Origin of the sequence: Mycobacterium appelbergii (assembly GCF_032883035.1) — a bacterium.
GTDB lineage: Bacteria > Actinomycetota > Actinomycetes > Mycobacteriales > Mycobacteriaceae > Mycobacterium > Mycobacterium appelbergii.
Genome location: NZ_JAMQTH010000009.1, coordinates 268,005 through 294,641 on the forward strand (window position 1 = coordinate 268,005; position 26,637 = coordinate 294,641).

At 65.1% G+C, this 26,637-nt stretch carries 21 protein-coding genes and 1 pseudogene; 3 read left to right on the plus strand and 19 right to left on the minus strand.

What is annotated here, in order from left to right; genetic code table 11:
- Positions 1-48: 48 nt before the first annotated feature.
- The 11 genes from M1247_RS22125 to M1247_RS22175 form a co-directional block, all read right to left on the minus strand.
- Entirely contained in the window at positions 49-1,296 is a 1,248-nt protein-coding gene (locus M1247_RS22125; protein ID WP_317158518.1) for an arginine deiminase, read from the minus strand.
- Positions 1,297-1,310: 14 nt separating this feature from the next.
- Positions 1,311-2,828, minus strand: a complete 1,518-nt coding sequence (locus M1247_RS22130; protein WP_317158519.1) for a basic amino acid/polyamine antiporter — start codon at positions 2,826-2,828, stop codon at positions 1,311-1,313.
- Positions 2,829-2,986: 158 nt separating this feature from the next.
- A complete protein-coding gene (locus M1247_RS22135; RefSeq protein WP_317158520.1) occupies positions 2,987-3,835 on the minus strand; it encodes an SHOCT domain-containing protein in 849 nt (282 codons plus the stop codon).
- 66 nt (positions 3,836-3,901) lie between these two features.
- Positions 3,902-4,720: a cutinase family protein gene (locus tag M1247_RS22140; RefSeq protein ID WP_317158521.1), complete on the minus strand. Its 819-nt coding sequence runs from the start codon at positions 4,718-4,720 to the stop codon at positions 3,902-3,904.
- Positions 4,721-4,885: 165 nt separating this feature from the next.
- Positions 4,886-6,076 (minus strand): elongation factor Tu, encoded by a 1,191-nt coding sequence (gene tuf / locus M1247_RS22145; RefSeq protein WP_317158522.1) that lies wholly within the window; start codon positions 6,074-6,076, stop codon positions 4,886-4,888.
- 86 nt (positions 6,077-6,162) lie between these two features.
- On the minus strand, positions 6,163-8,265 hold the full coding sequence (fusA, locus tag M1247_RS22150; RefSeq protein ID WP_317158605.1) for an elongation factor G: 2,103 nt from the start codon (positions 8,263-8,265) through the stop codon (positions 6,163-6,165).
- A gap of 82 nt (positions 8,266-8,347) precedes the next feature.
- The gene (rpsG, locus tag M1247_RS22155) at positions 8,348-8,818 is read right to left on the minus strand and encodes a 30S ribosomal protein S7 (RefSeq protein WP_317158523.1); all 471 of its coding nucleotides are present in this window, start codon (positions 8,816-8,818) and stop codon (positions 8,348-8,350) included.
- Positions 8,818-9,192: a 30S ribosomal protein S12 gene (rpsL, locus tag M1247_RS22160; RefSeq protein WP_011558401.1), complete on the minus strand. Its 375-nt coding sequence runs from the start codon at positions 9,190-9,192 to the stop codon at positions 8,818-8,820. Before rpsL ends, rpsG begins: the two co-directional genes overlap by 1 nt.
- A 295-nt stretch (positions 9,193-9,487) precedes the next feature.
- Complete coding sequence (locus M1247_RS22165; protein WP_317158524.1) at positions 9,488-10,096, minus strand: TetR/AcrR family transcriptional regulator; 609 nt, start codon at positions 10,094-10,096, stop codon at positions 9,488-9,490.
- Between the two features lie 81 nt (positions 10,097-10,177).
- A complete protein-coding gene (locus M1247_RS22170) occupies positions 10,178-10,717 on the minus strand; it encodes a DUF3558 domain-containing protein (RefSeq protein ID WP_317158525.1) in 540 nt (179 codons plus the stop codon).
- Position 10,718: 1 nt separating this feature from the next.
- The gene (locus M1247_RS22175) at positions 10,719-11,297 is read right to left on the minus strand and encodes a DUF3558 domain-containing protein (RefSeq protein ID WP_317158526.1); all 579 of its coding nucleotides are present in this window, start codon (positions 11,295-11,297) and stop codon (positions 10,719-10,721) included.
- Positions 11,298-11,451: 154 nt separating this feature from the next.
- Here M1247_RS22175 and M1247_RS22180 point away from each other — a divergent pair, with 154 nt between their 5' ends.
- Both M1247_RS22180 and M1247_RS22185 read left to right on the plus strand, forming a co-directional pair.
- Positions 11,452-11,805 carry a DUF3060 domain-containing protein gene (locus M1247_RS22180; RefSeq protein ID WP_317158606.1) on the plus strand — a complete coding sequence of 118 codons (354 nt, stop codon included), beginning with the start codon at positions 11,452-11,454 and terminating at the stop codon, positions 11,803-11,805.
- A gap of 19 nt (positions 11,806-11,824) precedes the next feature.
- Positions 11,825-12,235, plus strand: coding sequence for a DUF3060 domain-containing protein (locus M1247_RS22185; RefSeq protein ID WP_317158527.1), 411 nt, complete (start codon positions 11,825-11,827; stop codon positions 12,233-12,235).
- Here the strand turns inward: M1247_RS22185 and M1247_RS22190 are convergent.
- Genes M1247_RS22190 through M1247_RS22205 form a run of 4 tightly spaced genes read right to left on the minus strand, consistent with a single transcriptional unit; the run spans position 12,232 to position 16,366 of the window.
- Positions 12,232-12,996, minus strand: coding sequence for a crotonase/enoyl-CoA hydratase family protein (locus M1247_RS22190; RefSeq protein WP_317158528.1), 765 nt, complete (start codon positions 12,994-12,996; stop codon positions 12,232-12,234). The two genes, M1247_RS22185 and M1247_RS22190, sit on opposite strands and share 4 nt — an antisense overlap.
- On the minus strand, positions 12,993-13,724 hold the full coding sequence (locus tag M1247_RS22195; protein ID WP_317158529.1) for a PaaX family transcriptional regulator C-terminal domain-containing protein: 732 nt from the start codon (positions 13,722-13,724) through the stop codon (positions 12,993-12,995). Before M1247_RS22195 ends, M1247_RS22190 begins: the two co-directional genes overlap by 4 nt.
- A 1-nt stretch (position 13,725) precedes the next feature.
- Entirely contained in the window at positions 13,726-14,664 is a 939-nt protein-coding gene (locus tag M1247_RS22200) for a crotonase/enoyl-CoA hydratase family protein (RefSeq protein WP_317158530.1), read from the minus strand.
- Between the two features lie 40 nt (positions 14,665-14,704).
- Entirely contained in the window at positions 14,705-16,366 is a 1,662-nt protein-coding gene (locus M1247_RS22205) for an acyl-CoA dehydrogenase family protein (protein ID WP_317158531.1), read from the minus strand.
- Between the two features lie 97 nt (positions 16,367-16,463).
- Between M1247_RS22205 and M1247_RS22210 the strand changes: the two are divergent.
- Positions 16,464-16,730, plus strand: a pseudogene (locus tag M1247_RS22210) (cupin domain-containing protein); the annotation flags it as partial.
- On the opposite strand, the gene M1247_RS22215 reads toward M1247_RS22210, so the two are convergent.
- The 4 genes from M1247_RS22215 to rpoB all read right to left on the minus strand — a co-directional run bounded on the left by M1247_RS22215 (position 16,668) and on the right by rpoB (position 26,350).
- On the minus strand, positions 16,668-17,930 hold the full coding sequence (locus M1247_RS22215; protein WP_410506921.1) for a phosphatase PAP2 family protein: 1,263 nt from the start codon (positions 17,928-17,930) through the stop codon (positions 16,668-16,670). The pseudogene M1247_RS22210 and the gene M1247_RS22215 overlap by 63 nt on opposite strands.
- 56 nt (positions 17,931-17,986) lie before the next feature.
- The gene (locus M1247_RS22220) at positions 17,987-18,739 is read right to left on the minus strand and encodes a deoxyribonuclease IV (protein ID WP_317158532.1); all 753 of its coding nucleotides are present in this window, start codon (positions 18,737-18,739) and stop codon (positions 17,987-17,989) included.
- A 91-nt stretch (positions 18,740-18,830) separates the two neighbouring features.
- Complete coding sequence (locus tag M1247_RS22225) at positions 18,831-22,784, minus strand: DNA-directed RNA polymerase subunit beta' (RefSeq protein WP_317158533.1); 3,954 nt, start codon at positions 22,782-22,784, stop codon at positions 18,831-18,833.
- A 53-nt stretch (positions 22,785-22,837) separates the two neighbouring features.
- Positions 22,838-26,350, minus strand: a complete 3,513-nt coding sequence (gene rpoB, locus M1247_RS22230; protein ID WP_317158534.1) for a DNA-directed RNA polymerase subunit beta — start codon at positions 26,348-26,350, stop codon at positions 22,838-22,840.
- Positions 26,351-26,637: the final 287 nt, after the last annotated feature.

Here is a 26,637-nt window from a genome sequence, read left to right on the forward strand (position 1 = left end):
TGAGCCCGGGCCCAGGCTAACAGCAAAAGTAGAACGTGTTCTAGAGTCCTACCACTCGAGCGGGTCACGGATGATCGGGCAGGTCATGCAGTGCCCGCCGCCGCGGCCGCGCCCCAACTCGGCCCCGACGATCGTGATCACCTCGACACCCGCCTTGCGCAGCAGCGCATTCGTGTGGGTATTGCGGTCGTACGCGAAGACCACGCCCGGCTCCACGGCGACGAGGTTGTTGCCGCTGTCCCACTGCTGGCGCTCGGAGTCGTATCGGGTACCGCCGGTCTCGACGACACGCAGGGCACCCAGCCCCAGCGCGCCCGCGACCACCTCGACGAACGGCTTGGTCGCCTCCTCGACCTCCACACCGGGAGCGGTGTCGCTGGGATGCAGCACGAATGCCTGTATGGAGTCGACGATTTCGGGATAGATCGTCACCACGTCGCGGTCGGCGAAGGTGAAGACGGTATCCAGATGCATTGCCGAGCGCAGCTTCGGCATCCCCGCGACGATCACCTTCTCGGCCGCGTTCTCGGCGAACAGTTTCGCCGCCACCTGGGTGATGGCCTGGCGCGACGTGCGCTCGCTCATCCCGATCAGCACGACACCGTTGCCGGGCACCAGTACGTCACCACCCTCGAACGAAGCCATGCCCCAGGACTGTTCCGGGTCGCCCCACCACACCGTCGAGCCGACGTAATCGGGATGGAACTGGTAGATCGCCTTCATCAACAGCGTCTCGTCGTGACGGGCCTGCCAGAACAGTGGGTTGAGCGTGAGGCCGCCGTAGATCCAGCACGTGGTGTCGCGGGTATACAGCGTGTTGGGCAGCGGCGGCATCAGGTACTCGGTGACGCCGGTTTCCTCGCGCGCCAAACCGCGGTAGCCCGACCTCATCTCGGCGGGCAGATCGCGGATGGACATGCCTCCGATCAACAGTTCGGCCAGCCGGCGTGGGGCCAGCGAGTCGAGGAAGCCGCGTGTCTCGTCGACCAGTCCGAGCCCGACTTCGTTGACGACGATCTTCCTGTCGAGCAGCCACTCCTTGGCCTCGGGAATGTCCATCGTCGCGGTCAGCACGTTGTGCAGCTCGGCCACCTCGACGTCGCGGTCGCGCATCTTGTCCATGAAGTCGAAGTGGTCGCGGCGTGCGTTCTGCACCCAGAGGACGTCATCGAACAGCAGATCGTCACAGTTGGTCGGGGTCAGCCGCTCATGGGCGAGCCCGGGGGAACACACCAGCACCTTGCGGAGCTTGCCCACCTCGGAATGCACGCCGTACGCGGCAGTTCGATTGGTCATCGCAGTCCTTTCAATCACTTGACTCCGGTCGTCTCAGCCGGATCAGGCAGTTGGACGAGCCCCGTCGTCTCCACCGGATTCGGCAGATCGAGCGCAATGGCTCCCGTGCTCAGGCTCACCACGGCGGCAATCGCCCCCAGCACGATCACGCCGAACAGCACCGCCTCGGCGGGCTTGAATATGCGTCGGCGACGTTCCCGCCGGGCAATGACGTACAGCACCGCTCCCGGCGCGTAGAGCAGGCAGGACAGCAGCAGGTGATCCCAGCCGGCGGCGTAGACCAGGAACAGCGTGTAGACCGTCGCCAATGCGGCCACAATCGTGTCGGGCACCAGGGAACGGCGATCCCCGTAGGTCTCGCGGGTGATCGTGAGTTTGAGCGCGTACGCCGCGGCCAGCAGATACGGGATCAACGCCAGCGCCGCAGTCAGATCCAACATGAAGTCCAGGGCGTCGGCGGTGAACAGCACCAGGATCAGCAGCAGCTGCACCAGGCCGCCCGCCATGATCAACGCGTAGACGGGTGCTCCCTGGGAATTGGTCTTGGCCAGAAACTTCGGCATGTCGTCGTTCTTGGCGGGGAGATAAAGGATCTCGGCCGCCATCAGTGTCCACGCCAGGTACGCGCCCAGCACCGAGAGCAGGACTCCGATACGGATGAACACCGAGCCCCACTGGCCGACCACCGATTCCAGCACCGCGGCCATCGGCGGGTCGTCCACCTGACCCAGCTCGTTCTGCGACATCACACCGTACGAGCACAACGTGACCAACATGAATACGGCCAGTACCGAGAGGAACCCGATCACCGTGGCTCGGCCGACGTCCTCCCGTTTCTTCGCGTATCGGGAGTAGACGCTGGCGCCTTCGATACCCATGAACACGAATACCGTGATCAGCATCGTGCCTTTGGCCTGCTCGAACAGTGAGTTCCAAGAGTAGTTTCCGTCACCGCCCCAGAAGTTCGCGGCGAACACATCGGCTTTGAAGGCGATGATCGCAATCACGATAAACACCAGGATGGGAACGACTTTGGCGAAGGTGGCGATCCGGTTGATGATCGCGGCCTCCTTGACGCCGCGCAGGATCAGGTAACAGAACAGCCACACCCCCACCGAGCCGATGACCACCGCAATCAGGGTGTCTCCGGACCCGAGTGACGGGAACAACGCACTCGCCGTCGCCATGATCAACACCCAGTACGAGGTGTTCCCGGCACACGCAGAGGCCCAGAACCCGAAGGCCGAGTTGAAGCCGACGTAGTCGCCGAACCCGGCCTTGGCATAGGCGTACACCCCGGCATCGAGGTGGGGTTTTCGGGTGGCCAGGCGCTGAAACACGAAGGCCAGCATCAACATACCGGTGCCGGCGATCGTCCAGGCGACCAGCGCCCCTGCCACACCGGTTTCGGCGCCGAACCGCCGCGGCAGCAGAAAGACACCCGACCCGATCATCGAGCCGACGACCATCGCGGTCAGCGTCGGCAGGCTGACCTTCGCCTCGGCCTTCTCGGTTTCCTCAGTAGAGGTCATATCCCGTCTCCGAGCTTGGCGATCTTGAACCCGCTGTCACCGTAAACCACACTCGTCGGTCGGCTCGGGAAAATTGACGAATGGGAACAGCTGCGCAGCAATCGCAACCAGCGCACCGCACAGGTGATGCCGCCCGAATTCAACGGCCCCGCGGTGGGTTACAGATCGGCGATGATCTGCTGTCGCTTCGCCGTGTATTCGGCCTCGGTGACGGCACCGGTGGCACGCAACGTCTCCAGTTCCTGCAGGCGTTGTGCGGTTGACGGTTCCGGCGCGGCAAGCAGCGGGGGCGTAGCCGCCGAAGTTTGCGGCGATACGGGCGATGCGGGTGCGGCGGGCGCCTGCCTGGCCGCCGCCCGCCGCACCACCGCCTGTACCTGTTGACGCGCCGCCGGGTTCGCGCGGAGGTCGACCATATTGTTCATACCGATGTTGTGCGCCTTGAGGATCTGCAGAATCTCCATGAGCGGCTCGGCCTGACCGGTCAGATCGTAGGTGGCGTTGTCCTCGGCCACGGTGAATGTCGCCGGCATCAGGCCACTGACCAAACCGCTTCTTTCCCAGTCGATCTGGTACTCGTTGGTGGACGGGTCGACGAGCGCGACCAGCTTGCGGCTGGTGATCATCGGGAACCGGGTGATCGAGGCGATCACCCGGTCCTGCGAGGCGAACGGAGCGATGCCGGGCCCCGATATCTGCAGATCCAACTTGACCAGCGGCTGGTCGTTGATCCGGGTGTTGGTCTCCTGGATGCCGGTAACCTGAGCCAACGCCAGCACGCCGTTCTGTTCGAGCGCCTGATACTTGGCGGTCGACTGTGCGCCGTAGCCGGTGATCGCCAGAGCAATCAGGACGTCGGCGACAGTGATCAGCAGACCGGTCCAAAACATCCACTTCATCATCGGCTCTGCCCCGGTCATGAAATAGACCGTCAGGAATATCGGACCGACGATGCCGCACAGCAGGACGAACGCCTGAATCCGCACATACCGCCAGAACGTTGCCATCGCCTACTCCTGTCGTCGGTCGGGAGAAGACAGCCTAACGCTCTGAAGTGTCCGGAAGCGGACCGCTCAGCTACCGGCAGGCACCAATTGGCCCTGCGACGGTGCAGGCCTGAGCAACTGGTACAGCGGCCAGGTCCACCTGAGCCCGCTGGTGCGGCCGGTGGCATAACTGGTGTGGATGGCGATCGCGGTCGCCGTCACCTCATCGGCATCCTCGTCATAGTCGCAGACCGCGTCGCCGCGGTCGCACACGCTGATCGTGCGACTACCGATGAAAACCGGTAGTGGGGCCGGTGCGTGGGACAGCGTCGGCCAATCCTGGGCCACGCCCTTTCCCGCGTCGGGCAGCGCGGTCGCCGTGCCCAGGTTGAGTGTGGCGTCGTTGGGCAGTCGGTCACCGTCGGCGACCAGGAGTGCGGCCGCGAGGTTCGGGCTGGCCGCCAACGCATGCAGATTGCGGTGCACCACCATCGCGCCTTGGGAGTATCCGGCCAGCACGACCTTGGTGTTCGGGCACTGTTGTACGAACGCGGCGTACTGGTTGCCGAGTGCCGCCACGCCGGTGTCGACACTGTGCATGAAGCCGCCCCAGCCCAGCAGATCGCCGTCGGCGGGCACCGGTGCCGCGGGGTAATCCACCGCTTCGGCGGTCAGGGTTCGGCCGTCCTGTTGCACCAGCCGGGAAATGTCGCTCAGGGACTGGTAGACCACCCGACCCATCCCGCCGTTGACCGTCGGATCACCATCGCGCTCACCCGAGCCGGCGACGCCGATCCAATGCAGGTCCGGGCAGTCGGGAGCCGCAGCCGCCGGAGCGGCCACCAACCCCACCAGTACGCTGCCAACCGCTACCGCGCCCAACAGCGCACTGATACGTCGGAACATGACCCCAGACCCTTCGGTGAAACTCAACTCTGCAACCATCATCGCCTCAAATGCCACAGGTGTTACACCCGTTACACAAGAGATACGAAAGCGGCGCCCACCCGGAGGTGAGCGCCGCTTTTCTTGGAGCGTCAGACCAATTACTTATTGATCACGTAGGCGAGCCTACTTGTTGATCTTGGTAACCCGGCCGGCGCCGACGGTACGTCCACCCTCACGGATGGCGAACCGCAGGCCCTCGTCCATGGCGACGGGCTGGATCAGCTTGACGGAGATGTCGGTGTTGTCACCGGGCATCACCATCTCGGTGCCCTCGGGCAGGGTCACCACACCGGTCACGTCCGTGGTGCGGAAGTAGAACTGCGGACGGTAGTTGTTGAAGAACGGCGTGTGGCGGCCGCCCTCGTCCTTGGACAGGATGTAGACGCTGCCCTCGAACTCGGTGTGCGGGGTCGTGGTGCCGGGCTTGACGACAACCTGGCCACGCTCGACGTCCTCGCGCTTGATGCCGCGGACCAGCAGACCGACGTTGTCGCCGGCCTGACCCTGGTCGAGCAGCTTGCGGAACATCTCGACGCCGGTGACGGTGGTCTTGGTGGTCGTCGGCTTGATACCGACGATCTCGACCTCTTCGTTGACGTTGATCACGCCACGCTCGACACGACCGGTGACAACGGTGCCACGACCGGTGATGGTGAAGACGTCCTCAACGGGCATCAGGAACGGCTTCTCGGTCTCACGGACCGGGTCCGGGATCGACTCGTCGACTGCTTCCATGAGGTCCTCGACGGACTTCACCCACTTCTCGTCGCCTTCGAGAGCCTTCAGCGCCGACACCTTGATGACCGGTGCTTCCTCGTCGAATTCCTGTGAGGCCAGCAGCTCGCGGACCTCCATCTCGACGAGCTCGATGAGCTCTTCGTCCTCGACCATGTCGGCCTTGTTCAGCGCGACCAGGATGTAGGGCACACCCACCTGGCGGGCCAACAGCACGTGCTCGCGGGTCTGCGGCATCGGGCCGTCGGTAGCGGCGACCACCAGGATCGCGCCGTCCATCTGGGCAGCGCCGGTGATCATGTTCTTGATGTAGTCGGCGTGACCGGGGGCGTCGACGTGTGCGTAGTGACGCTTCTCGGTCTGGTACTCCACGTGGGAGATGTTGATCGTGATGCCGCGCTGCCGCTCTTCAGGCGCATTGTCGATCTGGTCGAATGCGCGCGACTCGTTCAACGCCGGGTACTTATCGTGCAGAACCTTGGTGATTGCTGCGGTCAGCGTGGTCTTGCCGTGGTCAACGTGACCGATGGTCCCGATGTTGACGTGCGGCTTCGTCCGCTCGAACTTCGCCTTCGCCACTGTGGTGTCCTCCTGGACTGTGTTGGTGCTATGTAAGCAGTGATGATTTCTTCAGTTGTTACTCGCCGCGGTGACAGCAGGACAGGTTACTGACCCGTCGCCTTCGCGATGATCTCCTTCGACACGTTCGCCGGAACCTCGGCATACGAGTCGAACACCATGGAGTAGTTCGCCCGGCCCTGGGTCTTCGACCGAAGGTCGCCGACGTAGCCGAACATCTCCGACAGCGGCACATTCGCCTTGACGACGCGCGCCCCGCTGCGCTCCTCCATGGCCTGGATCTGACCACGGCGGGAGTTCAGGTCGCCGATCACCTCACCCATATAGTCCTCGGGTGTGGTGACCTCGACGGCCATGATCGGTTCGAGGATGGCCGGCTGCGCAGCCTGCGCAGCCTTCTTCAGCACCTGCGAACCGGCGATCTTGAAGGCCATCTCCGAAGAGTCGACCTCATGGTAGGCGCCGTCCAGCAGGATGAGCTTCAGATTGACCAGGGGGTACCCGGCCAGCACGCCGTACTGCATCGCGTCCTGCGCACCCGCGTCGACCGACGGGATGTACTCGCGGGGGATGCGGCCGCCGGTGACCTTGTTCTCGAACTCGTAGGTGGCGCCGTCCTCGCCCACGAAGGGCTCGATGCTGACGAGCACCTTCGCGAACTGACCCGAGCCACCCGTCTGCTTCTTGTGGGTGAACTCGACCTTTTCGACCTTGCGTCGAATGGTCTCGCGGTAGGCCACCTGCGGCTTGCCGACATTGGCCTCGACCTTGAACTCGCGACGCATGCGGTCGACCAGGATGTCCAGGTGCAGCTCGCCCATACCGCCGATCACGGTCTGGCCGGTCTCGGAGTCCTGGTGCACCTTGAAGGTGGGATCCTCTTCGGCCAGCTTCTGGATCGCGATCGACAGCTTTTCCTGGTCGCTCTTGGTCTTGGGCTCGATGGCGACCTCGATGACCGGATCCGGGAACGTCATCGACTCCAGCACAACCTGCTGGTTCGGATCGCTCAGGGTGTCACCGGTGGTGGTGTCCTTCAGCCCGATCACCGCGTAGATGTGACCGGCCGAAGCCGTATCCACGGGGTTCTCTTTGTTGGCGTGCATCTGGAACAGCTTGCCCAGCCGCTCCTTCTTGCCCTTGGTCGCGTTGATGACCTGCGCGCCGGACTCCACCTTGCCGGAGTACACCCGGACGTAGGTGAGCTTGCCGAAGAACGGGTGCACCGCGATCTTGAACGCCAGTGCCGAGAACGGCTCGTCGACCGACGGCTTGCGGAAGATCTCTTCGTCTTCCTTGCCGGGAACGTGGCCGCGCACCGACTCGACGTCCAGCGGGGACGGGAGGTAGTCGATGACCGCGTCCAGCATCGGCTGCACGCCCTTGTTCTTGAACGCACTGCCGCACAGCACCGGGTAGAGCTCGCTGCGCACCGTCAGCTTGCGGATGGCGCCCTTGATCTCCTCGATCGTGAGTTCCTCACCACCGAAGTACTTCTCGAGCAGTGCCTCATCGGTCTCGGCGACCGTGTCCATCAGCTCGCTGCGGTACTGCTCAGCCTTCTCGAGGAGGTCCGCGGGGATCTCGACGGTCTCGTAGCTCTCGCCGAGCTTGGTCTCGCCGCGCCACACCTTGGCCTTCATCTCGACCAGGTCGACGATGCCCTCGAAGTCGTTCTCAGCGCCGATCGGCAGCTGGATGACCAGAGGCTTGGCGCCGAGGCGGTCCTTGATGGTCTGCACGGTGAAGTAGAAGTCGGCGCCCAGCTTGTCCATCTTGTTGACGAAACAGATGCGCGGAACGTCGTACTTGTCGGCCTGCCGCCACACCTGCTCGGACTGCGGCTCGACGCCTTCCTTGCCGTCGAAGACGGCGACCGCACCATCGAGAACCCGCAGGCTGCGCTCCACCTCGACGGTGAAGTCGACGTGCCCGGGGGTGTCGATGATGTTGATCTGGTTGTTGTTCCAGAAGCAGGTCACGGCTGCGGAGGTGATGGTGATACCCCGCTCCTGCTCCTGCTCCATCCAGTCGGTCGTGGAGGCACCGTCGTGCGTCTCACCGATCTTGTAGTTGACGCCGGTGTAGTAGAGGATGCGCTCGGTCGTCGTCGTCTTACCGGCGTCGATGTGAGCCATGATGCCGATGTTGCGGACCTTGTTCAGGTCAGTCAGCACGTCCTGTGCCACGGAAGTCATCTCTTTCGCTTGCTGAGTCAGGTGTTTCGAATGCGCCGGCGGCAAACATCATCGGAAGCCGCCGGTCTGCGTGTCACCAGCGGTAGTGCGCGAAGGCCCGGTTCGCCTCGGCCATCTTGTGGGTGTCTTCACGCCGTTTCACGGCAGCACCCAGGCCATTGCTGGCATCCAGGATCTCGTTGGCCAGCCGCTCGACCATGGTCTTCTCGCGACGGGCCTTGGAGAAACTCACCAGCCAGCGCAGCGCCAGCGTGACCGAACGCTCCGGACGCACCTCGACCGGCACCTGGTAGGTGGCGCCACCGACACGGCGGCTGCGGACCTCGAGAGCCGGCTTGACGTTGTCCAGAGCGCGCTTGAGGGTGACCACCGGATCGGTGCCGGTCTTGTCACGAGCCTGTTCGAGCGCACCATAGACAATGCGCTCGGCCAGCGACTTCTTCCCATCCAGCAGCACCTTGTTGACCAGCTGGGTGACCAGCTGCGACCCGTAGACCGGATCGTTGACCAACGGACGCTTCGGCGCGGGACCCTTGCGCGGCATCAGCTCTTCTCCTTCTTGGCGCCGTAACGGCTACGGGCCTGCTTGCGGTTCTTGACACCCTGGGTGTCGAGCGAGCCGCGGATGATCTTGTAGCGCACACCGGGAAGGTCCTTCACACGACCGCCGCGCACCAGCACCATCGAGTGCTCCTGCAGGTTGTGGCCCTCGCCGGGGATGTAGGCGGTGACCTCGACCTGGCTGGTCAGCTTCACGCGCGCGACCTTCCGAAGCGCCGAGTTCGGCTTCTTCGGGGTGGTGGTGTACACGCGGGTGCACACGCCGCGGCGCTGCGGGCTGCCCTTGAGGGCCGCGGTCTTCACCTTGGCGATCTTGTCGCGGCGACCCTTGCGGACCAGCTGGTTGATGGTTGGCATGTACCGGCTTCCTATGTTGCGTGTCGTACTTCGGTCGTTCTAAGTCTCTGTACTGCAGTCATCCCCCGGATGCGTACCCCGCATCCGGGCGTGTCGCGCCTGTCCGCACCGGGGGAATTCCGATCCGTGATAGACATGCGAATTGGCCCGGCGTGCGGGCACGCTTGCGAACGAACTCAGCCGCATGCGCCTTTCCGGCCAGGCACGATCCACCACAATACCAGGGCCGACCGCGACGAACCAAACTCGTCAGCAGCCGACTAATCCCAGGTCAAGAGCCACTGTACGGCTATGCCTACCGCTTTTCCATACCAGCCGCCAACCGCAGGACCATATCGGTGAACACCGCATCGGTGTCGAGGTCGTCCATCACACCGGTCATTTCCAGCAGGACAAACCCGTGTAGCGCCGACCAGAACTCCAGTGCTGCGTAGAACGCATCCTCACCTTCCATCCCGTAGGACGCCAGCACTGAGATGACCGGCCCGGCCGCGGCTTTGGTGGCCGCCGAGTACTCGGGATCGTCACCGCCGAACGGCATCCGGGTGAACGCCGAATACCGGCCCGGATGGTGATGGGCGTAGCTGCGGTACGCGCTGGCCATCGTCACCACGGCGTCATCGCGGGTGCGTCCCTGGCCGACGGTGTTGAGCATTCCGATGATGTCGTCGATCACCCGCATCCGGACCGTGCGCCGCAGGTCTTCCAGGCTGTGCACGTGGTTGTACAGAGAGGGGCCCTTGGTACCGAGTTGGCCGGCCAGCGCGTTGATGGTCAGCGCATCCCAACCCTCACGATCCAGGAAGGTCAGTGCGGCGTTGACGATCGCGTCGCGGCTGAGCCTCGTGGTCCGCGCCGGGCGCGTGCGGCTACCAGCCGATTGCGGCTCCGGTCGAGCTGACATGTGGGCACTACCTCTTTGGTCGACGGTGTACGACCCCAGAACAGGGCCGCCGTGAAACTCTAGTCCTTCCTGCGACGCAGGTCAGTTCACCCGGTCCTGGCTGAGTTGGGCGAGTTGACCGGTGATCGTGCAGAGATCGGGCAGCTCGACCGGGTTCATCGACTGGATCGACCAGGTGATGACGTCGCCGCCTTTTGCCACATAGATACTGCAGACGTTGGCGTCGGCGGCCTTGAACCCTTTGTTGCCGTCGATGGACAGTTCGGTCAGGGTGCGCCCCGCGCGCTGCTCCAACGACCGTTCGGTGTCCAGGTCGCTCCCCCGGTACCACCAGGTCGAGATGCCCATGCCCGCGCCGAAGGTGCCGCCGAGCACGGAGTTCTCCTGCCAGAAGCAGCCGGTGTCGTTGACCACCGCCTTGGTGAACATCGAGGAGTCCACCGCCGCGGCCACATCGTCGTCGGTCACCCCGTTGCAGTCGGCGCTGTGGAAACCCCCGCCCGGCGGCTGCGGCGACGCCGGGTTCGCGGGCTGCTCCGAAGTGCTGCATCCGGCGAGCAGGGCGCCGCCGACGGCAGCGCCGACGGCGAGGCGCTTGAGGCGCGAGGACCGGTGAGACACGTCAGAGTTCCGATTGCAGAGTTCTCGACAGCAGCAACTCGGCGTCCTTGCATGGATCCCCGCCGGGCTGACCGCGGAACTGCACCCACCAGCTCAGCACGCCCGTACCGGCCGATGCGGTGGCCGAGCACGCCGCGCCGGTGACGTCGCGCCGCGCCAGGAACGCCTGATGCCGCTCGACGACCGTGTCGGTGATCTGTGCGTCACGTTCCTGCGCGACCGCCCGTTCCCGCTCGAGGCTGCCGGATTCGAACCAGGAGAAGACCACGTCGAGCATGTTCAGAGGCGCGCCGGCGCCCCCGTCGGGGCCAGCGGGCGCGCCGGCAGCTGTGCGCGACAACACGTATTGACAGACCGCGCCGCTGTAGGGCCGGACCACGTTGTCGGCACCGAGGATCTCCTGGATCGAACTGTCGAGCAGCAGACCGCACCGGTCGTCGACATAGCCGTAGTTGCGATCGGGGTCCGGGACGCCCGGCTGCGCCCGTTGCGCCGTCCCGGCCACGGTGTGCGAACAACCCGTGGCAGTCACCAACGCTGTGACCGCCACGGCAGCAACCTCCGTAACACGCCGACGCATCGGTCAATACGCTACCGAGCACCGTCAACTCACGCGACTCATCTCCCCGCCGCAGCTCGAAGTGACCAAGCAGTGCCCGACGGCTGCGGCGCAACGTACGCTTCGTTCCATCGAATCGGAAGGGGATCCCGTGCGTTGGACAGCTGTGGGCCGCATGCTGGCGGCCGGTGTGATCACGTTGCCTGCGGTGCTGACCGTGGGAGTGCCCGCGGCCTCGGCCAAGAACGGCGACACCACGATCGTCGGACAGGGCATCGTTCAGACCCTGGACTGCAACGGCGCGACGTTGATCGTCAACGGCAGCGGGAATCACGTCAACGCGATGGGGACGTGCTGGGCGGTGACTGTCCAGGGTTCGTCGAACACCATCATCGCCGACAACGTCATCAATGACGTCACGGTGTACGGCTGGGACCAGACGGTGTTCTTCAAGAACGGCGACCCGATACTCGTCGACCGCGGCCGCGAGCTCGGGATGACCAACCGGCTCGACCGCGTCCCTGCCTGAGAGAAGAAAACGAGGAAGCATGTTGACCCACACCACCAGGATCGTCGGCTGCGCCGCGGCAGCTCTCGTGGCGTTCGGGCTGTCCGGCTGCGGTTCGGACAGCGAGGACGCCAACACGCCCAGCGCCACCGCGGGCCCGTCGGGAGCGCAGCTCGAAATCGGCAACACTATCAACTACGGATCGGTCGGCACCACCACCGATATCGATTGTGCCGACGGGAAATCGCTCAACGTGGGCGGCGCCAACAACACGCTGACCGTCAAGGGCACCTGCTCCAACGTGAACATCGGTGGGTCCGACAACACGATCACGATCGACAAGATCGACAAGAACCTGACAGTGGTGGGACTCAACAACACCGTCACCTACAAGGCGGGCGACCCCAAGCTCAACGACACCGGAAGCGGCAACAAGATCAACAAGGATTAGGCGCTCGCCCCGTGCCTGCCTGCGCCCGCGGCGAAGCGGCCTGCGCCCTCGACGGCCTCGGCCGCCACCCGCGAGATGCTGGCGAACTCCTGGTCCATGGCAGCCTCTTCGGGCAGACCCCACTGAGCCAACGCCGACAGCCGGTCGGCACGCAGGCACTGCTGCGGTAGTTTCGCCAGCTCGGCGGCCAACTCCTGTGCATGTTGGCGCGCTTGACCTTTGGGCACGACACGGTTCGCCAGTCCGATCGAGTGAGCCTCGGCCGCATCAACGGGCCTGCCGGTAAGGATCAGGTCCATGGCACGGCTCTGCCCGATCAACCGGGGCAACCGCACGGTGCCGCCGTCGATGAGCGGAACGCCCCAGCGCCGGCAGAACACGCCCATCACCGCATCTTCTTCCATCACCCGGAGGTCACACCACAGCGCCAGTTCCATCCCGCCGGCTACCGCGTGTCCGCTGATCGCCGCGATCACCGGTTTGGACAGCACCATCCGACTCGGGCCCATCGGCCCCGGTCCGGTGCGGTGCACCTGGTTGGCCTCGTCGGTGCCGAACGCCTTGAGATCGGCTCCGGCACAGAAGGTTCCACCGTCACCGGCCAGCACCGCCACCGACGCGGAGTCGTCGGCATCGAACTCCTCGAACGCGGCGAACAACGCCGCGGCGGTGGGGCCGTTGACGGCATTGCGGGCGTGCGGCCGATCGATGATCACGGTGGTGACCGCGCCGTTGCGTTCGGTCCGGACGGGTTCGGTCACGTTGCCTCCACGAGTTCGGTGTCGTCCCGCCGCGCGACGAGTTCGGCGGCGAAGTCGGTGTAGGCCTTCCGCAATGCGGGTCCCGGCCAATCGGCGGGAAGCAGGTCGTCGGGCAACACCGGATCGGTGAGCAGGTGCCGCACGATGCCCGCGGCGGTGACGAAGCGGCCCGGAATGTCGACGGCGGAGTTCATCTCGTCGAGCAGCTGATGCGCGGTCTGCACCCACCCGGGCAGATCCCACAACGCCTCCGCCAGCCCGGCCGGGTCGTCGTCGGTGGTGCGCAGCACCCGCACGCGTTCGGTGATCTCCTGCGTCAGCTCCTGCTCGAGATTGTCCGGCCGCATCCACACCCCTTCGCGCAGCTCACCGAAACGGTGCTGCTGCAAGGCACTTCGCAGCGACGCCCGGGTACGCGCGTCAGTCCCGACGCTGGTGATCACCGCGGTGAGCCAGTCGCCGGCGTAGTCCCGCACCCGCGGATTGATCGCGTTGTCCTGACGGCGTTGCCGGGCCAGCAGACGGTCGGAGAGCCGGTAACCGTCTGCCGAGCGGACCAGGTCACCGGCGCTGACCATGCGCGTCAGCGCCACCCGCAACGTCGGCTCTCTGATGTCGAAATCAGCTGTCAGCCGGATCAGATCGGCGGCCGAGGCCCACGCCGGATGGGCGCCGAGCAGCACACTGAGCACCACCGACCGTGCGGTCATCCGGTTCAGCGCGGGCATATCAGACCCCTGAGGTCCTGCGCCCGTGATCACCCATCGGCTCGTCGCGCTGCCGTACCGCCTCACGGAAACCGTGCTCCCGGGCCTGCGCGACGAACGCATGGCCCTCCGGGGTGTGACGCGCTATCCCGTCGAACACCGTGCTGACCATCTGGCTGGTCGCCACCCCCTGCTGCAGCAGCGTGGCGTTGCAGGCCAGCTTGGCCATGATCAGCTGGTTGACCGGCATCGCGGCGATGCGTTCGACCAGGCGCTCGGTACGCTCGTCGAGATCCTCGGGTTCGGGAGCCTCGACGGCCAGTCCCCACTCGGCGGCCTGGGCGCCGGTGAGGCAGTCACCAGTGAACAGTAGGCGTTTCGCACGCTGGTCCCCCAGCCGGTGCGCCCACAGACCGGCCGCTGGCACGCCCCACACGCGCATCGGCGGATAGCCGATCTTGGCGTCGGAGGCGGCGATCACCTGGTCGGCGTGCAGCGCAATGTCGGTGCCCCCGGCCACGCAGTACCCGTGGATCTTGACCACAGTCGGCTTGTCGGCGTGCATGAGGCTGGAAAAGCCCCGCACGAACCTGCTCATCATCTGGTAGTCGATCATCGGATCCCACGGCTGATCCGGCAGGTGGTTGACGGCCTGGGTCTTACCCGACAGCACGGTGTCCTGGTACGGGCTACCGCCACCGGCGGACGACGACCCTTCCGCGTACGCGCCGAGATCGAAACCCGCGCAGAACCCTTCGCCGCGACCGGATATCAGAATGACGTGCACGTTCGGGTCGAGGTCGGCGCGTTCGACGAGCGCCGAGAGTTCCAGTGGGGTATCGGCGACGATCGCGTTGCCCTTCTCCGGACGGTTGAAGGTGATGCGGGCTATCCGGCCTGTCACCTCATACGTCATCGTTTTGAGATCGTCGAAGTCCACCGGCCTGATCGAGTGAGTCATACCGTCCCCTTTCCCCGCGGCGTCTGCCCGGCCGGAGACGTCATCCCTTGACCAACGCGCGCTCGATGATCGGCGCGAGATCCAGTCCCGTGGGCAAGGTTCCGAACGCGCCACCCCACTGCCCGCCGAGCCGGCTGGCAAGGAATGCCTCGGCCACCGCGGGGTGTCCGTAGCGCACCAGCAGCGAACCTTGCAGTGCCAACGAGATGTCCTCGGCGACCTTGCGGGCGCGGTATTGGATGGTCTCCATCTCGGCGAGGTCCGTCCGAAGGGCGCTGACCTGGGCGTCGAGGCGTGGATCGTGGCCGGTGGTCTTGGCCAGCTCGTCGAACAGCACTTCGATGCATTCGGGCCGAGTGGCCATGGCACGCAAGGTGTCCAGCGCACTGACGTTGCCCGAGCCTTCCCAGATTCCCATCAGCGGGGCCTCCCGGTACAGCCGCGGCATCCCGGACTCCTCGACATAACCGTTCCCGCCCAGGCATTCCATCGCCTCCGCGGCGTGCGGCGTGGCACGTTTGCACACCCAGTACTTGCCTGCGGCCAGACCGATGCGACGCAGCAGCGTCTCCCGCTCGTCACCGCGGATGGCCTTGTCGGTGGCACCGGCCATGCGCATGGCGAGCATCGTCGCGGCTTCGGCCTCAACCGCAAGGTCGGCAATCACATTGCGCATCAGCGGCTGGTCGATCAGGTATGCGCCGAACGCCTTTCGATGCTGCGCATGGTGCACGGCCCGGCTCAGCCCACTGCGCATACTGGTCGCGCTGCCCAGCGTGCAGTCGAGCCGGGTCAGGTTGACCATCTCGATGATGGTGGGTACACCGCGCCCCTCCTCACCGACCAGCCAGGCCGTCGCACCGTCGTACTCGACTTCACTCGAGGCGTTGGCGTGGTTGCCGAGCTTGTCCTTGAGCCGCTGCAGCAGCATCCGGTTACGGGTGCCGTCGGGCAGGATGCGCGGCAGGAAGAAACAGCTCAGACCGCCTGATGCCCCCCCGTCGCTCCGCTCGCCCCCGCGCGCCTGGGCCAGCACGAGGAAGACGTCACACATCGGCGCCGAGGTGAACCACTTGTGCCCGGTGAGCGAGTACGTACCGTCGCCGTTGGGAACGGCTTGCGTGGTGCCGGCCCGGACGTCGGAGCCACCCTGCTTCTCTGTCATCGACATGCCCGCGGTGATGCCTGCCTTGGTCGCAGGCACCTTGAGTTCTGGGTCGTAGACCCGACTGGTCAGCAGCGGCTCATACGTCTGGGCGAGTTCGGGATTGAACCGCAGCGCGGGCACGACGGCATACGTCATCGAGATCGGGCAGATGTGCCCGGGTTCGGGTGTCCACACCGAGGTTTTCGCGGCGCGGACCACGTGCGCGCCGTCGCGGTCGTCGGCCCAGGGAGCCGCGTGCAGACCGTGGGTTACGGCCACATTCATCAACTCGTGGTAGGCGGGGTCGTATTCGACCTCGTCGACGCGGTGGCCGTACCGGTCATGGGTGTGCAGGATCGGCTGGTTGCGGTCGGCCAACTCACCCCACCGCTGCGCCTTCGCGGTGCCGGCGAGCGCGCCCAGTTCGGTCACCTCATCTAGGCCCCATTCCCCGCCTTCACGGATGAGGGCTTCGGTGAGCACCGGCGAGGTCGCGGGGTTGTAGTCCTCAAGCGGAGGAACCTGATTGGTGACGACGTGCGTATCAGCAGCCATACCCCACTATTACAGTATTTCGACAACCGCACAATAGTTGTAATGCGCTCGCGTGGCTCGCGGAGTGCGTTCGGGGGCACTTCCGCATACTTGTCCGATGACCCCCAACACCGTCGTTCACGCCGCCGCGCTCGATCTGAAGCACGAGCCGGTGCCTGCCGATCAGTCGGTCGGCGGCGCGCCGAGCACGGGCGCCGTGGCGCTGGACGACTTCGGCGGTCTCGAGATCGGCGTGTGGGAGATGACGCCGGGAGTGATGACCGATGTCGAAGCCGATGAGGTCTTCGTGGTGCTGTCCGGCTCAGCTTCGGTCGAGTTCGCCGACGGCAGTCCGATGCTGCGTCTCGGCCCAGGCGACGTCGTCCGCTTGATTGCGGGCAGCAGCACCGTCTGGACCGTCACCGAAACGCTGCGCAAGGTCTACCTCACCTGACGCCCGGTCGACCCGGCAGCGGTCGACCGGTTCGACCGGTTCAGCCGGTTCAGGGGCCGACTCAACCGGAGCCTCCGCCACCCGCCGCGCCCGGCGCGACTCATAACGACTGAACGCAAACACCACCACGGCGGCGAGCACCCAGCCGAGCAGGATGTCGACGACGTAATGCTCGGCCGTATACACCAGGGTGAACGCCATGATCAGCGGATAGGCGACGAGCAACGGCCGCCATCTGCGGTGCACCCGATGCCACAGGAATGCGGCAACCGCGGCAGTAAGACCCGCATGCAGCGACGGGATCGCCGCCACGAGGTTCACGCTGGCCTGCCCCTGATCAAGCAGGGCGGTGGCCGAGTGCAGGTTGAGCTTGCCCCAGCCGCGGCCCACGATTCGTTCGATCCAGTCGTGCGCGCCGTCCTGGCTCGACTGCATCGCGCCCAACAAGCCGCCGTCGGGCACCCCGCGTGCCGAACTGAACATGCACCGCGGGTCTGACGGCCCACCGTCGACATCGCCCGCCGTGCACCGCGCAGCCGCCCACGGCGGAGCCGCAGGCAACAGTGCGTAGATCACCAGCGCGATGAAGGACAGCCCGACGAACAGCCTGACGAAGCGCTTCCACTCGTCGCGGTCGCGCAGCCACAGCACCCCTGCCACCACGTAGGGCAGGATGAAAAACGACATGTAAACGGAGCTGATCACCACTTCCCACCACGGCGGATGAGGAAGTTTCAGCTGCTCCTGCAGCCACACCGTCGGCACCGTCCCGAAGAACAGCCACCGGTCGGCGTCAACCTGCCAGTGCCACAGGGTGGGTCGCCCGATCAGGGTCGCCGCTCCCCTGCTGAGGTCGTAGGCCACGAGCACCAGAGCGAAGGGCAGCCAGTCGCGGATGACATAGAGCATGCGCCGTCCCTGCCCGATGCTGGCGGCAAGCAGCCCGGTGCAGATGTAGAGCAGCAACAGCTCTCGGTTGAAGGCGAAGCCATCGGTGGCGGTGCGGTAGACCACCACGGCAGCCCAAATGGCGATCGCCCCGTAGCGCAATGCGCGGAGTTTGCGAGCCCGACGGTCGACGACACTGTCAGCATCTTGCTCCGACAGCGCGATTGACGGCTCGTCGTCAATCGTGGACACGCAGAAGAGCCTAGTTCACCGCCGCGTCACCCAGTGTTTGGCAACCATTAGGACGCGTGCTCCCGCAGGAACGCGATGTCGTCCTTGCGGCCTTCTGCTGCCGTTTCGCAGATCACCGGCGCGTCCGCTGCCTTGACGACGGCGGCCAGCAGCTGCGGGTCGATCTGGCCCGCGCCGAAATTCGCGTGCCGGTCTGCGCCGGACCCGGCAGCATCGCGCGAGTCGTTGCAATGGACCAGGTCGATGCGGCCGGTGATGGCCTTGATTCGGTCCACCGCGTCGATCAGTGCCTCCCCCGCCGCCCACGCGTGGCAGGTGTCCAGGCAGAAACCGATACCCTTGTCGCCAATCTGATCCCACAACCGGGCGATGATGTCGAAGTGGCGGGCCATCGCGTGGTCGCCACCCGCGGTGTTCTCCAAATACACCGGCACGTCGGTTTTCAGATAGTCCAGCGCCTTGACCCAGCGCTCGAAACCGGCCTCCATGTCGTTGTCATCGGCATGGCCGCCGTGCACGATCACGGCCGTGGCACCGATCTCGGCGGCCGCGCCGCACGTGTCCTGAAGGATCTTGCGCGACGGGATCCGGACCCGGTTGTTCGCCGAGGCGACGTTGATCAGGTACGGGGCATGCACATACAGCGGTACGCCTGCTGCCTTCAGCACCTCGGCGTCCTCACGCGGCCTGGGCTTCTTCCAGCTCTGCGGATTGCCGAGGAAGAACTGCACCACGTCGGCCCCGTCAGCGGCTGCTGCGGCCAGCGGATCGTCGTTGTCTACATGCGAACCAATGAGCACGCGGCCAGTCTAGTGAGCCGTGCCGACACGGCCGCCACCATGCCCGCAACACGAAAAAGCCCCCGCCGAAGCGGGGGCTTTTCCGTGTGAACTAGCGGTAGTCGCTGTATCCGTAATCGTCCAGCGGCACTGCGGCACCGGTCGCCTGGCCGAAGTCCGGGCTGTAGTACTGATCCTCGTAGGACGGGATCGTGTACGCCGCAGCGCGGGCTTCTTCGGTCGGCTGCACCTGGATGTTGCGGTAGCGGTTGATACCGGTACCGGCCGGGATCAGCTTGCCGATGATCACGTTTTCCTTCAGACCCTGCAGCTTGTCGCTGCGGCAGTTGATCGCCGCATCGGTCAGCACACGCGTGGTCTCCTGGAACGACGCCGCCGACAGCCACGAATCGGTGGCCAGCGATGCCTTGGTGATACCCATCAGCACCGGACGGCCTGCCGCGGGCTCAGCACCCTCGGCAACCACCCGACGGTTCTCGGTCTCGAACTCGGCGCGCTCGGTGAGCGAGCCGGGCAGGAACTCCGTGGCACCCGAATCGATGATCGTGACGCGACGCAGCATCTGCCGGACGATGACCTCGATGTGCTTGTCGTGGATCGACACACCCTGGGCCCGGTAGACCTCCTGGACCTCCTTGACGAGGTGGATCTGCACCTCACGCGGACCCTGCACACGCAGGACCTCGTGCGGATCGGCAGAGCCTTCCATCAACTGGTCGCCGACCTCGACGTGGTCGCCGTCGGAGAGCACGCCCTCCGAGCCGTCCTCGTGGGTCATGACCCGCAGGCGCTGACGCTTGGTGAGCTTGTCGTAGACAACTTCCTCGCCACCATCGTCGGGAACGATGGTGATCTTGAAGAACTTGTCGCTCTCCTCCAGCCGGACCCGGCCCGCGACGTCGGCGATAGGCGCCTTGTTCCGCGGAATACGAGCCTCGAACAGCTCCTGGACGCGGGGCAGACCACCGACGATGTCGGCACCACCGGTGACACCACCCTGGTGGAACGTACGCATGGTCAGCTGCGTGCCGGGCTCACCGATGGACTGGGCGGCGACGATGCCGACGGCTTCCCCGATGTCGACCAGCTTGCCGGTGGCCATCGAACGGCCGTAGCACTTGGCGCACACACCGCTCGCGCTGGCGCAGGTCAGCACCGAACGCACCTTGACCTGGGAGATGCCCGCCGCCAACAGTGCGTCGATCGCCGGGTCACCGAGGTCGTGTCCACGCTCGATGACGACGTTGCCCTTGTCGTCGACCGCGTCGGTGGCCAGGGTGCGCGCGAACGCACTGGTCTCGACGTGCGCGTCCCGGATCAGCGAACCGTCCGCTGCCCGCTCGGCCAGCGTGACGTTGATGCCACGCTCGGTCTCGCAGTCGGTCTCGCGGACGATGACGTCCTGTGAGACGTCCACCAGACGACGGGTCAGGTAACCCGAGTCAGCGGTACGCAGCGCAGTGTCCGCCAGGCCCTTACGAGCACCGTGGGTGTTGATGAAGTACTCCAGCACGGTCAGGCCCTCACGGAACGAGGACTTGATCGGACGCGGGATGAACTCACCCTTCGGGTTCGTCACCAGGCCCTTCATGCCGGCCAGGGTGCGGGTCTGGGTGAGGTTACCCGTGGCGCCGGACTTCACGATCGTGATGATCGGGTTGTCGGCCGGGTAGTACTCCTCCATCGCCTTACCGACCTCTTCGGTGGCGTCCTGCCAGATCTTGACCAGCGAGTCGTTGCGCTCCTTGTGGTTCAAGGCACCACGCTGGTACTTGCGCTCGATCGCGTCGGCCTCGGCCTCGTGCCGCTCCAGGATCTCCTGCTTCTGCGGCGGAACCAGCACGTCGGACATGGCGATGGTGACACCCGAACGGGTGGCCCAGTGGAAGCCGGCGTCCTTGAGCTTGTCCACGGTCTGCGCGACCACGATCATCGGGTAGCGCTCGGCCAGATCGTTGATGATCCGGGCCTGGACCTTCTTGTGCATCTGCTCGTTGATGAACGGATAGCTCTTCGGCAGCAGCTCGTTGAACAGCACGCGACCCAAGGTGGTCTCGGCGGTCCACGCGTCGCCCGGCTTCCATCCGTTCTCGAACAGCTCGGCCTCGAGATCCAGCGCCGGCCGCTGCTGCGTCAGCCGGACCTTGATCTTGGACCGCACCGAAAGCGAGCCACGATCGAGCGCCATGATGGCCTCGGCCGGTGAGCTGTACACACCCGACTCCGGCTCATCCTTGGCGGCAGCGACGTATTCGCCCTTGTCGCCAGGAATCTCGGTGGTCAGGAAGTACAGGCCGGTCACCATGTCCAGACGCGGCATGGCCAACGGCTTGCCCGACGCCGGGGACAGGATGTTGTTCGACGACAGCATCAGGATGCGTGCCTCGGCCTGCGCCTCCGCGGACAGCGGAAGGTGCACGGCCATCTGGTCACCGTCGAAGTCGGCGTTGAACGCCTCACACACCAGCGGGTGCAGCTGGATGGCCTTGCCCTCGACCAGCTGCGGTTCGAAGGCCTGGATACCGAGGCGGTGCAGCGTCGGTGCGCGGTTCAGCAGCACCGGGTGCTCACCGATGACCTCTTCGAGGACATCCCACACCTGGGGACGCTGACGTTCCACCATGCGCTTGGCGCTCTTGATGTTCTGCGCGTGGTTCAGGTCGACCAGACGCTTCATCACGAACGGCTTGAACAGTTCGAGCGCCATCAGCTTGGGCAGACCGCACTGGTGCAGCTTGAGCTGCGGGCCCACCACGATGACCGAACGGCCCGAGTAGTCGACGCGCTTGCCGAGCAGGTTCTGACGGAACCGGCCCTGCTTGCCCTTGAGCAGGTCGCTCAGCGACTTCAGCGGACGGTTGCCCGGCCCGGTGACGGGCCGGCCACGACGGCCGTTGTCGAACAGCGCGTCCACCGACTCCTGCAGCATCCGCTTCTCGTTATTGACGATGATCTCGGGGGCACCGAGGTCGATCAGCCTCTTGAGACGGTTGTTGCGGTTGATCACGCGGCGGTACAGGTCGTTCAGGTCGGAGGTGGCGAAACGGCCACCGTCGAGCTGAACCATCGGACGCAGTTCCGGCGGGATCACCGGGACGGCGTCGAGCACCATGCCCATGGGCGAGTTGCGGTTCATCTGGAACGCCGCGACGACCTTCAGCCGCTTGAGGGCGCGAAGCTTCTTCTGGCCCTTGCCGTTCTTGATGGTGTCGCGCAGCGACTCGGCCTCGGCGTCGATGTCGAAGGTCTCGATGAGCTTCTTGATCGACTCCGCACCCATGGCGCCCTGGAAGTACTCGCCGTAGCGGTCCTGCAGCTCGCGGTAGAGCACCTCGTCGACGATGAGCTGCTTGGGGGCCAGCTTGGTGAACGTCGTCCAGATCTCCTCGAGCCGGTCCAGCTCACGCTGGGCCCGGTCACGGAGCTGACGCATCTCACGCTCGCCGCCGTCGCGCACCTTGCGGCGCACGTCGGACTTGGCGCCCTCGGCCTCCAGCTCGGCCATGTCGGCCTCGAGCTTCTGGGCGCGGGCCTCCAGGTCGGCGTCCCGCTGATCCTCAACGGCTTTACGCTCGACGACCATTTCGGCCTCCAGCGTGGACAGCTCGTTGTGGCGCATCTCGTCGTCCACGGCGGTGATCACGTAGGCCGCGAAGTAGATGATCTTCTCGAGATCCTTCGGGGCCAGGTCGAGCAGGTAGCCCAACCGGGACGGCACACCCTTGAAGTACCAGATGTGCGTGACGGGTGCGGCCAGTTCGATGTGGCCCATCCGCTCACGACGCACCTTGGCGCGGGTCACCTCGACGCCGCAGCGCTCACAGATGATGCCCTTGAAGCGCACGCGCTTGTACTTGCCGCAGTAGCACTCCCAGTCGCGAGTCGGTCCGAAGATCTTCTCGCAGAACAGGCCGTCCTTCTCAGGCTTGAGCGTGCGGTAGTTGATGGTCTCCGGCTTCTTTACCTCGCCGAAGGACCAGTTGCGGATGTCGTCCGCGGTAGCGAGGCCGATGCGGAGTTCATCGAAGAAGTTGACGTCTAGCACGTAACTCCCTTTCCCCTTTCGGGACTAGAAAAACTAACTGAGGACGAGTTCCGCTATGCCAGATCTTCGACAGAAGCGGATTCGTTGCGGGACAGGTTGATTCCCAGGTTCGCGGCTGCGCGCTCCAGGTCCTCGTCGTCACCGTCACGCATCTCGATTGCTGCGCCGTCGCTGGAGAGCACCTCAACGTTGAGGCACAGCGACTGCAGCTCCTTGAGCAACACCTTGAACGACTCCGGAATACCGGGTTCGGGGATGTTCTCGCCCTTGACGATCGCCTCGTACACCTTGACCCGGCCGACCGTGTCGTCGGACTTGATGGTCAACAGCTCCTGCAGCGTGTACGCCGCGCCATAGGCCTGCATGGCCCAGCACTCCATCTCACCGAACCGCTGGCCACCGAACTGCGCCTTACCACCCAGCGGCTGCTGGGTGATCATCGAGTACGGACCGGTGGAGCGGGCGTGGATCTTGTCGTCCACCAGGTGATGCAGCTTGAGGATGTACATGTAGCCGACCGTCACCGGGTACGGGAACGGCTCACCGGAGCGACCGTCGAACAGCGTCGCCTTGCCGTCGGCATTGACCATGACCTCGCCGTCACGGTTCGGCAGTGTCGAACCGAGCAGGCCCTGCAGCTCGCCTTCCTGCGCACCGTCGAACACGGGCGTGGACACGATGCTGTCGGCCGGGGCCGAGAGCAGATCCTCGGGCATGTTGCCCGCCCAGTCCGGAGTGCCCGTAGCAACGTCGATGTTCCAGCCGGCCTTGGCCACCCACCCGAGGTGGGTTTCCAGGATCTGGCCGATGTTCATACGACGCGGCACACCGTGGGTGTTCAGGATGATGTCCACCGGGGTGCCGTCCGGCAGGAACGGCATGTCCTCGACGGGCAGGATCTTGCCGATGACGCCCTTGTTGCCGTGACGCCCGGCCAGCTTGTCGCCGTCGGAGATCTTGCGCTTCTGCGCCACGTACACGCGGACCAGCTCGTTGACGCCGGCAGGCAGCTCGTCGTCGTCCTCACGCGAGAACACGCGAATGCCGATGACCTTGCCGGACTCACCGTGCGGCACCTTCAGAGAGGTGTCGCGGACCTCGCGAGCCTTCTCACCGAAGATCGCACGCAGCAGCCGCTCCTCGGGCGTCAGCTCGGTCTCGCCCTTCGGGGTGACCTTGCCGACCAGGACGTCGCCGTCGCGGACCTCGGCGCCGATGCGGATGATGCCGCGCTCGTCGAGATCTGCCAGCACCTCATCGGAGACGTTCGGGATGTCCCGGGTGATCTCCTCGGCGCCCAGCTTGGTGTCGCGGGCATCGATCTCGTGCTCTTCGATGTGAATCGAGGTGAGCACGTCCTCTTCAACCAAGCGGTTGGAGAGGATGATCGCGTCCTCGTAGTTGTGCCCTTCCCACGGCATGATCGCCACGAGCAGGTTCTTGCCCAGGGCCATCTCACCGTTTTCGGTGCAGGGGCCATCAGCGAGGACCTGACCCGATTCCACACGCTGCCCGGCGTCCACGATCGGACGCTGGTTGGCGCAGGTGCCGTGGTTGGAACGGGCGAACTTGCGCATCCGGTAGGTGCGCCGGGTGCCGTCGTCGGCCATCACGGTGACGTAGTCGGCGGAGACTTCCTCGACCACACCGGCCTTCTCGGTCACCACCACGTCGCCGGCGTCGATCGCGGCACGCAACTCCATGCCGGTACCGACCAACGGCGCCTCGCTGCGAACCAGCGGAACCGCCTGGCGCTGCATGTTCGCACCCATCAGGGCACGGTTGGCGTCGTCGTGCTCGAGGAACGGGATCATGGCCGTCGCGACCGACACCATCTGGCGCGGCGAGACGTCCATGTAGTCCACCGCGGACGGAGCGACGTTCTCGACCTCGCCACCCTTACGGCGGACCATGACGCGTTCCTCGGTGAAGTTGCCGTCGTCGTCGGTCGGCGAGTTGGCCTGCGCCACGACGTGGCGGTCCTCCTCGTCGGCGGTCAGGTAGTGGATCTCGTCCGTGACGACCCCGTCCACGACCTTGCGGTACGGCGTCTCGATGAAGCCGAACGGGTTGACCCGGGCGTACACCGACAGCGAGCCGATCAGACCGATGTTCGGACCCTCAGGGGTCTCGATCGGGCACATGCGGCCGTAGTGGCTGGGGTGCACGTCGCGGACCTCAAGGCCGGCACGCTCACGGGACAGACCACCGGGGCCCAGCGCCGACAGGCGACGCTTGTGGGTCAGGCCCGAGAGCGGGTTGTTCTGGTCCATGAACTGCGACAGCTGGCTGGTGCCGAAGAACTCCTTGATCGCCGCCACGACGGGACGGATGTTGATCAGAGTCTGCGGCGTGATCGCCTCGACATCCTGCGTGGTCATCCGCTCGCGGACGACGCGCTCCATGCGGGACAGGCCGACGCGGATCTGGTTCTGGATCAGCTCGCCGACGGTACGCAGACGACGGTTGCCGAAGTGGTCGATGTCGTCGACCTCGACGGGAACCTCGACGCCGCCGGGAACCGTCATCGAGGTCTGGCCCTCGTGCAGACGCACCAGGTACTCGATGGTGGCGACGACGTCCTCTTCGGTCAGCGTCGAGCTGGTGATCGGCTTGCCGGCATTCAGCCCGAGCTTCTTGTTGACCTTGTAGCGGCCGACGCGGGCCAGGTCGTAACGCTTCTCCTTGAAGAACAGGTTCTCCAGCAGGGTCTGCGCCGACTCCTTGGTCGGCGGCTCGCCCGGGCGCAGCTTGCGGTAGATGTCGAGCAGTGCCTCGTCGGGACCGGCGGTGCTGTCCTTCTCGAGGGTGCCCATCATGATCTCCGAGAAGCCGAAGCGCTCGGTGATCTGCTCGCTGGTCCAGCCCAGCGCCTTGAGCAGCACGGTGACGGGCTGACGGCGCTTGCGGTCGATACGCACACCGACGGTGTCGCGCTTGTCGACGTCGAACTCCAGCCACGCACCGCGGCCGGGGATCACCTTGACGCTGTGCAGCGTCTTCTCGGTGGACTTGTCGATGTTCTCGTCGAAGTACACACCCGGGGAACGGACCAGCTGGCTCACCACGACACGCTCGGTGCCGTTGATGATGAAGGTGCCCTTCTCGGTCATCATCGGGAAGTCACCCATGAAGACCGTCTGGCTCTTGATCTCGCCGGTGTTGTTGTTGATGAACTCGGCCGTGACGAACAGCGGGGCCGCGTACGTCATGTCCTTGTCTTTGCACTCATCGACCGGGGCCTTGACCTCGTCGAAGCGCGGATCAGAGAACGACAGCGACATCGAACCCGAGAAGTCCTCGATGGGAGAGAGCTCGTCGAGAACCTCTTCCAGACCGCCCTTGGGGTTGTCATCGCCACGGTCGACGGCGTTCTGGCGCCACCGGTCGGAGCCGACCAACCATTCGAACGAATCCGTCTGAACGTCGAGAAGCCCCGGAACCTCAAGCGGCTCGCGGAGCTTGGCAAATGAAACTCGGTTCGGTGCTCCGGGGACGGAGTTATTAGTGATAGCGTTCGCTGACTTGCTCTGGCTAGAGACTGCCAAGATGCATCCTTCCAGCACCTCATGCGACTATCAGGTGCCGGCCTGCACCGGACCATTTGTCGCGATTCTGCGTCGGTTCGGCTGGCGTACTGCCTGCCCAAAACCCCTGGACGCACGGCACAGGACTAGTGACTGAGCAAACGACTCAGGCTAGGACCACGGTGTCAGGTACAGGTGAGGTGGGCAGGATGCAGCCAGCGCAACGTCCAACGATAGCGCACGACCGCCACTTATTCAAGCAATCCTCAACCACCACACACCCGCTGCATGAGAAGAGTCGTCCGGCGCTGGCTGGCGTCCTCAAC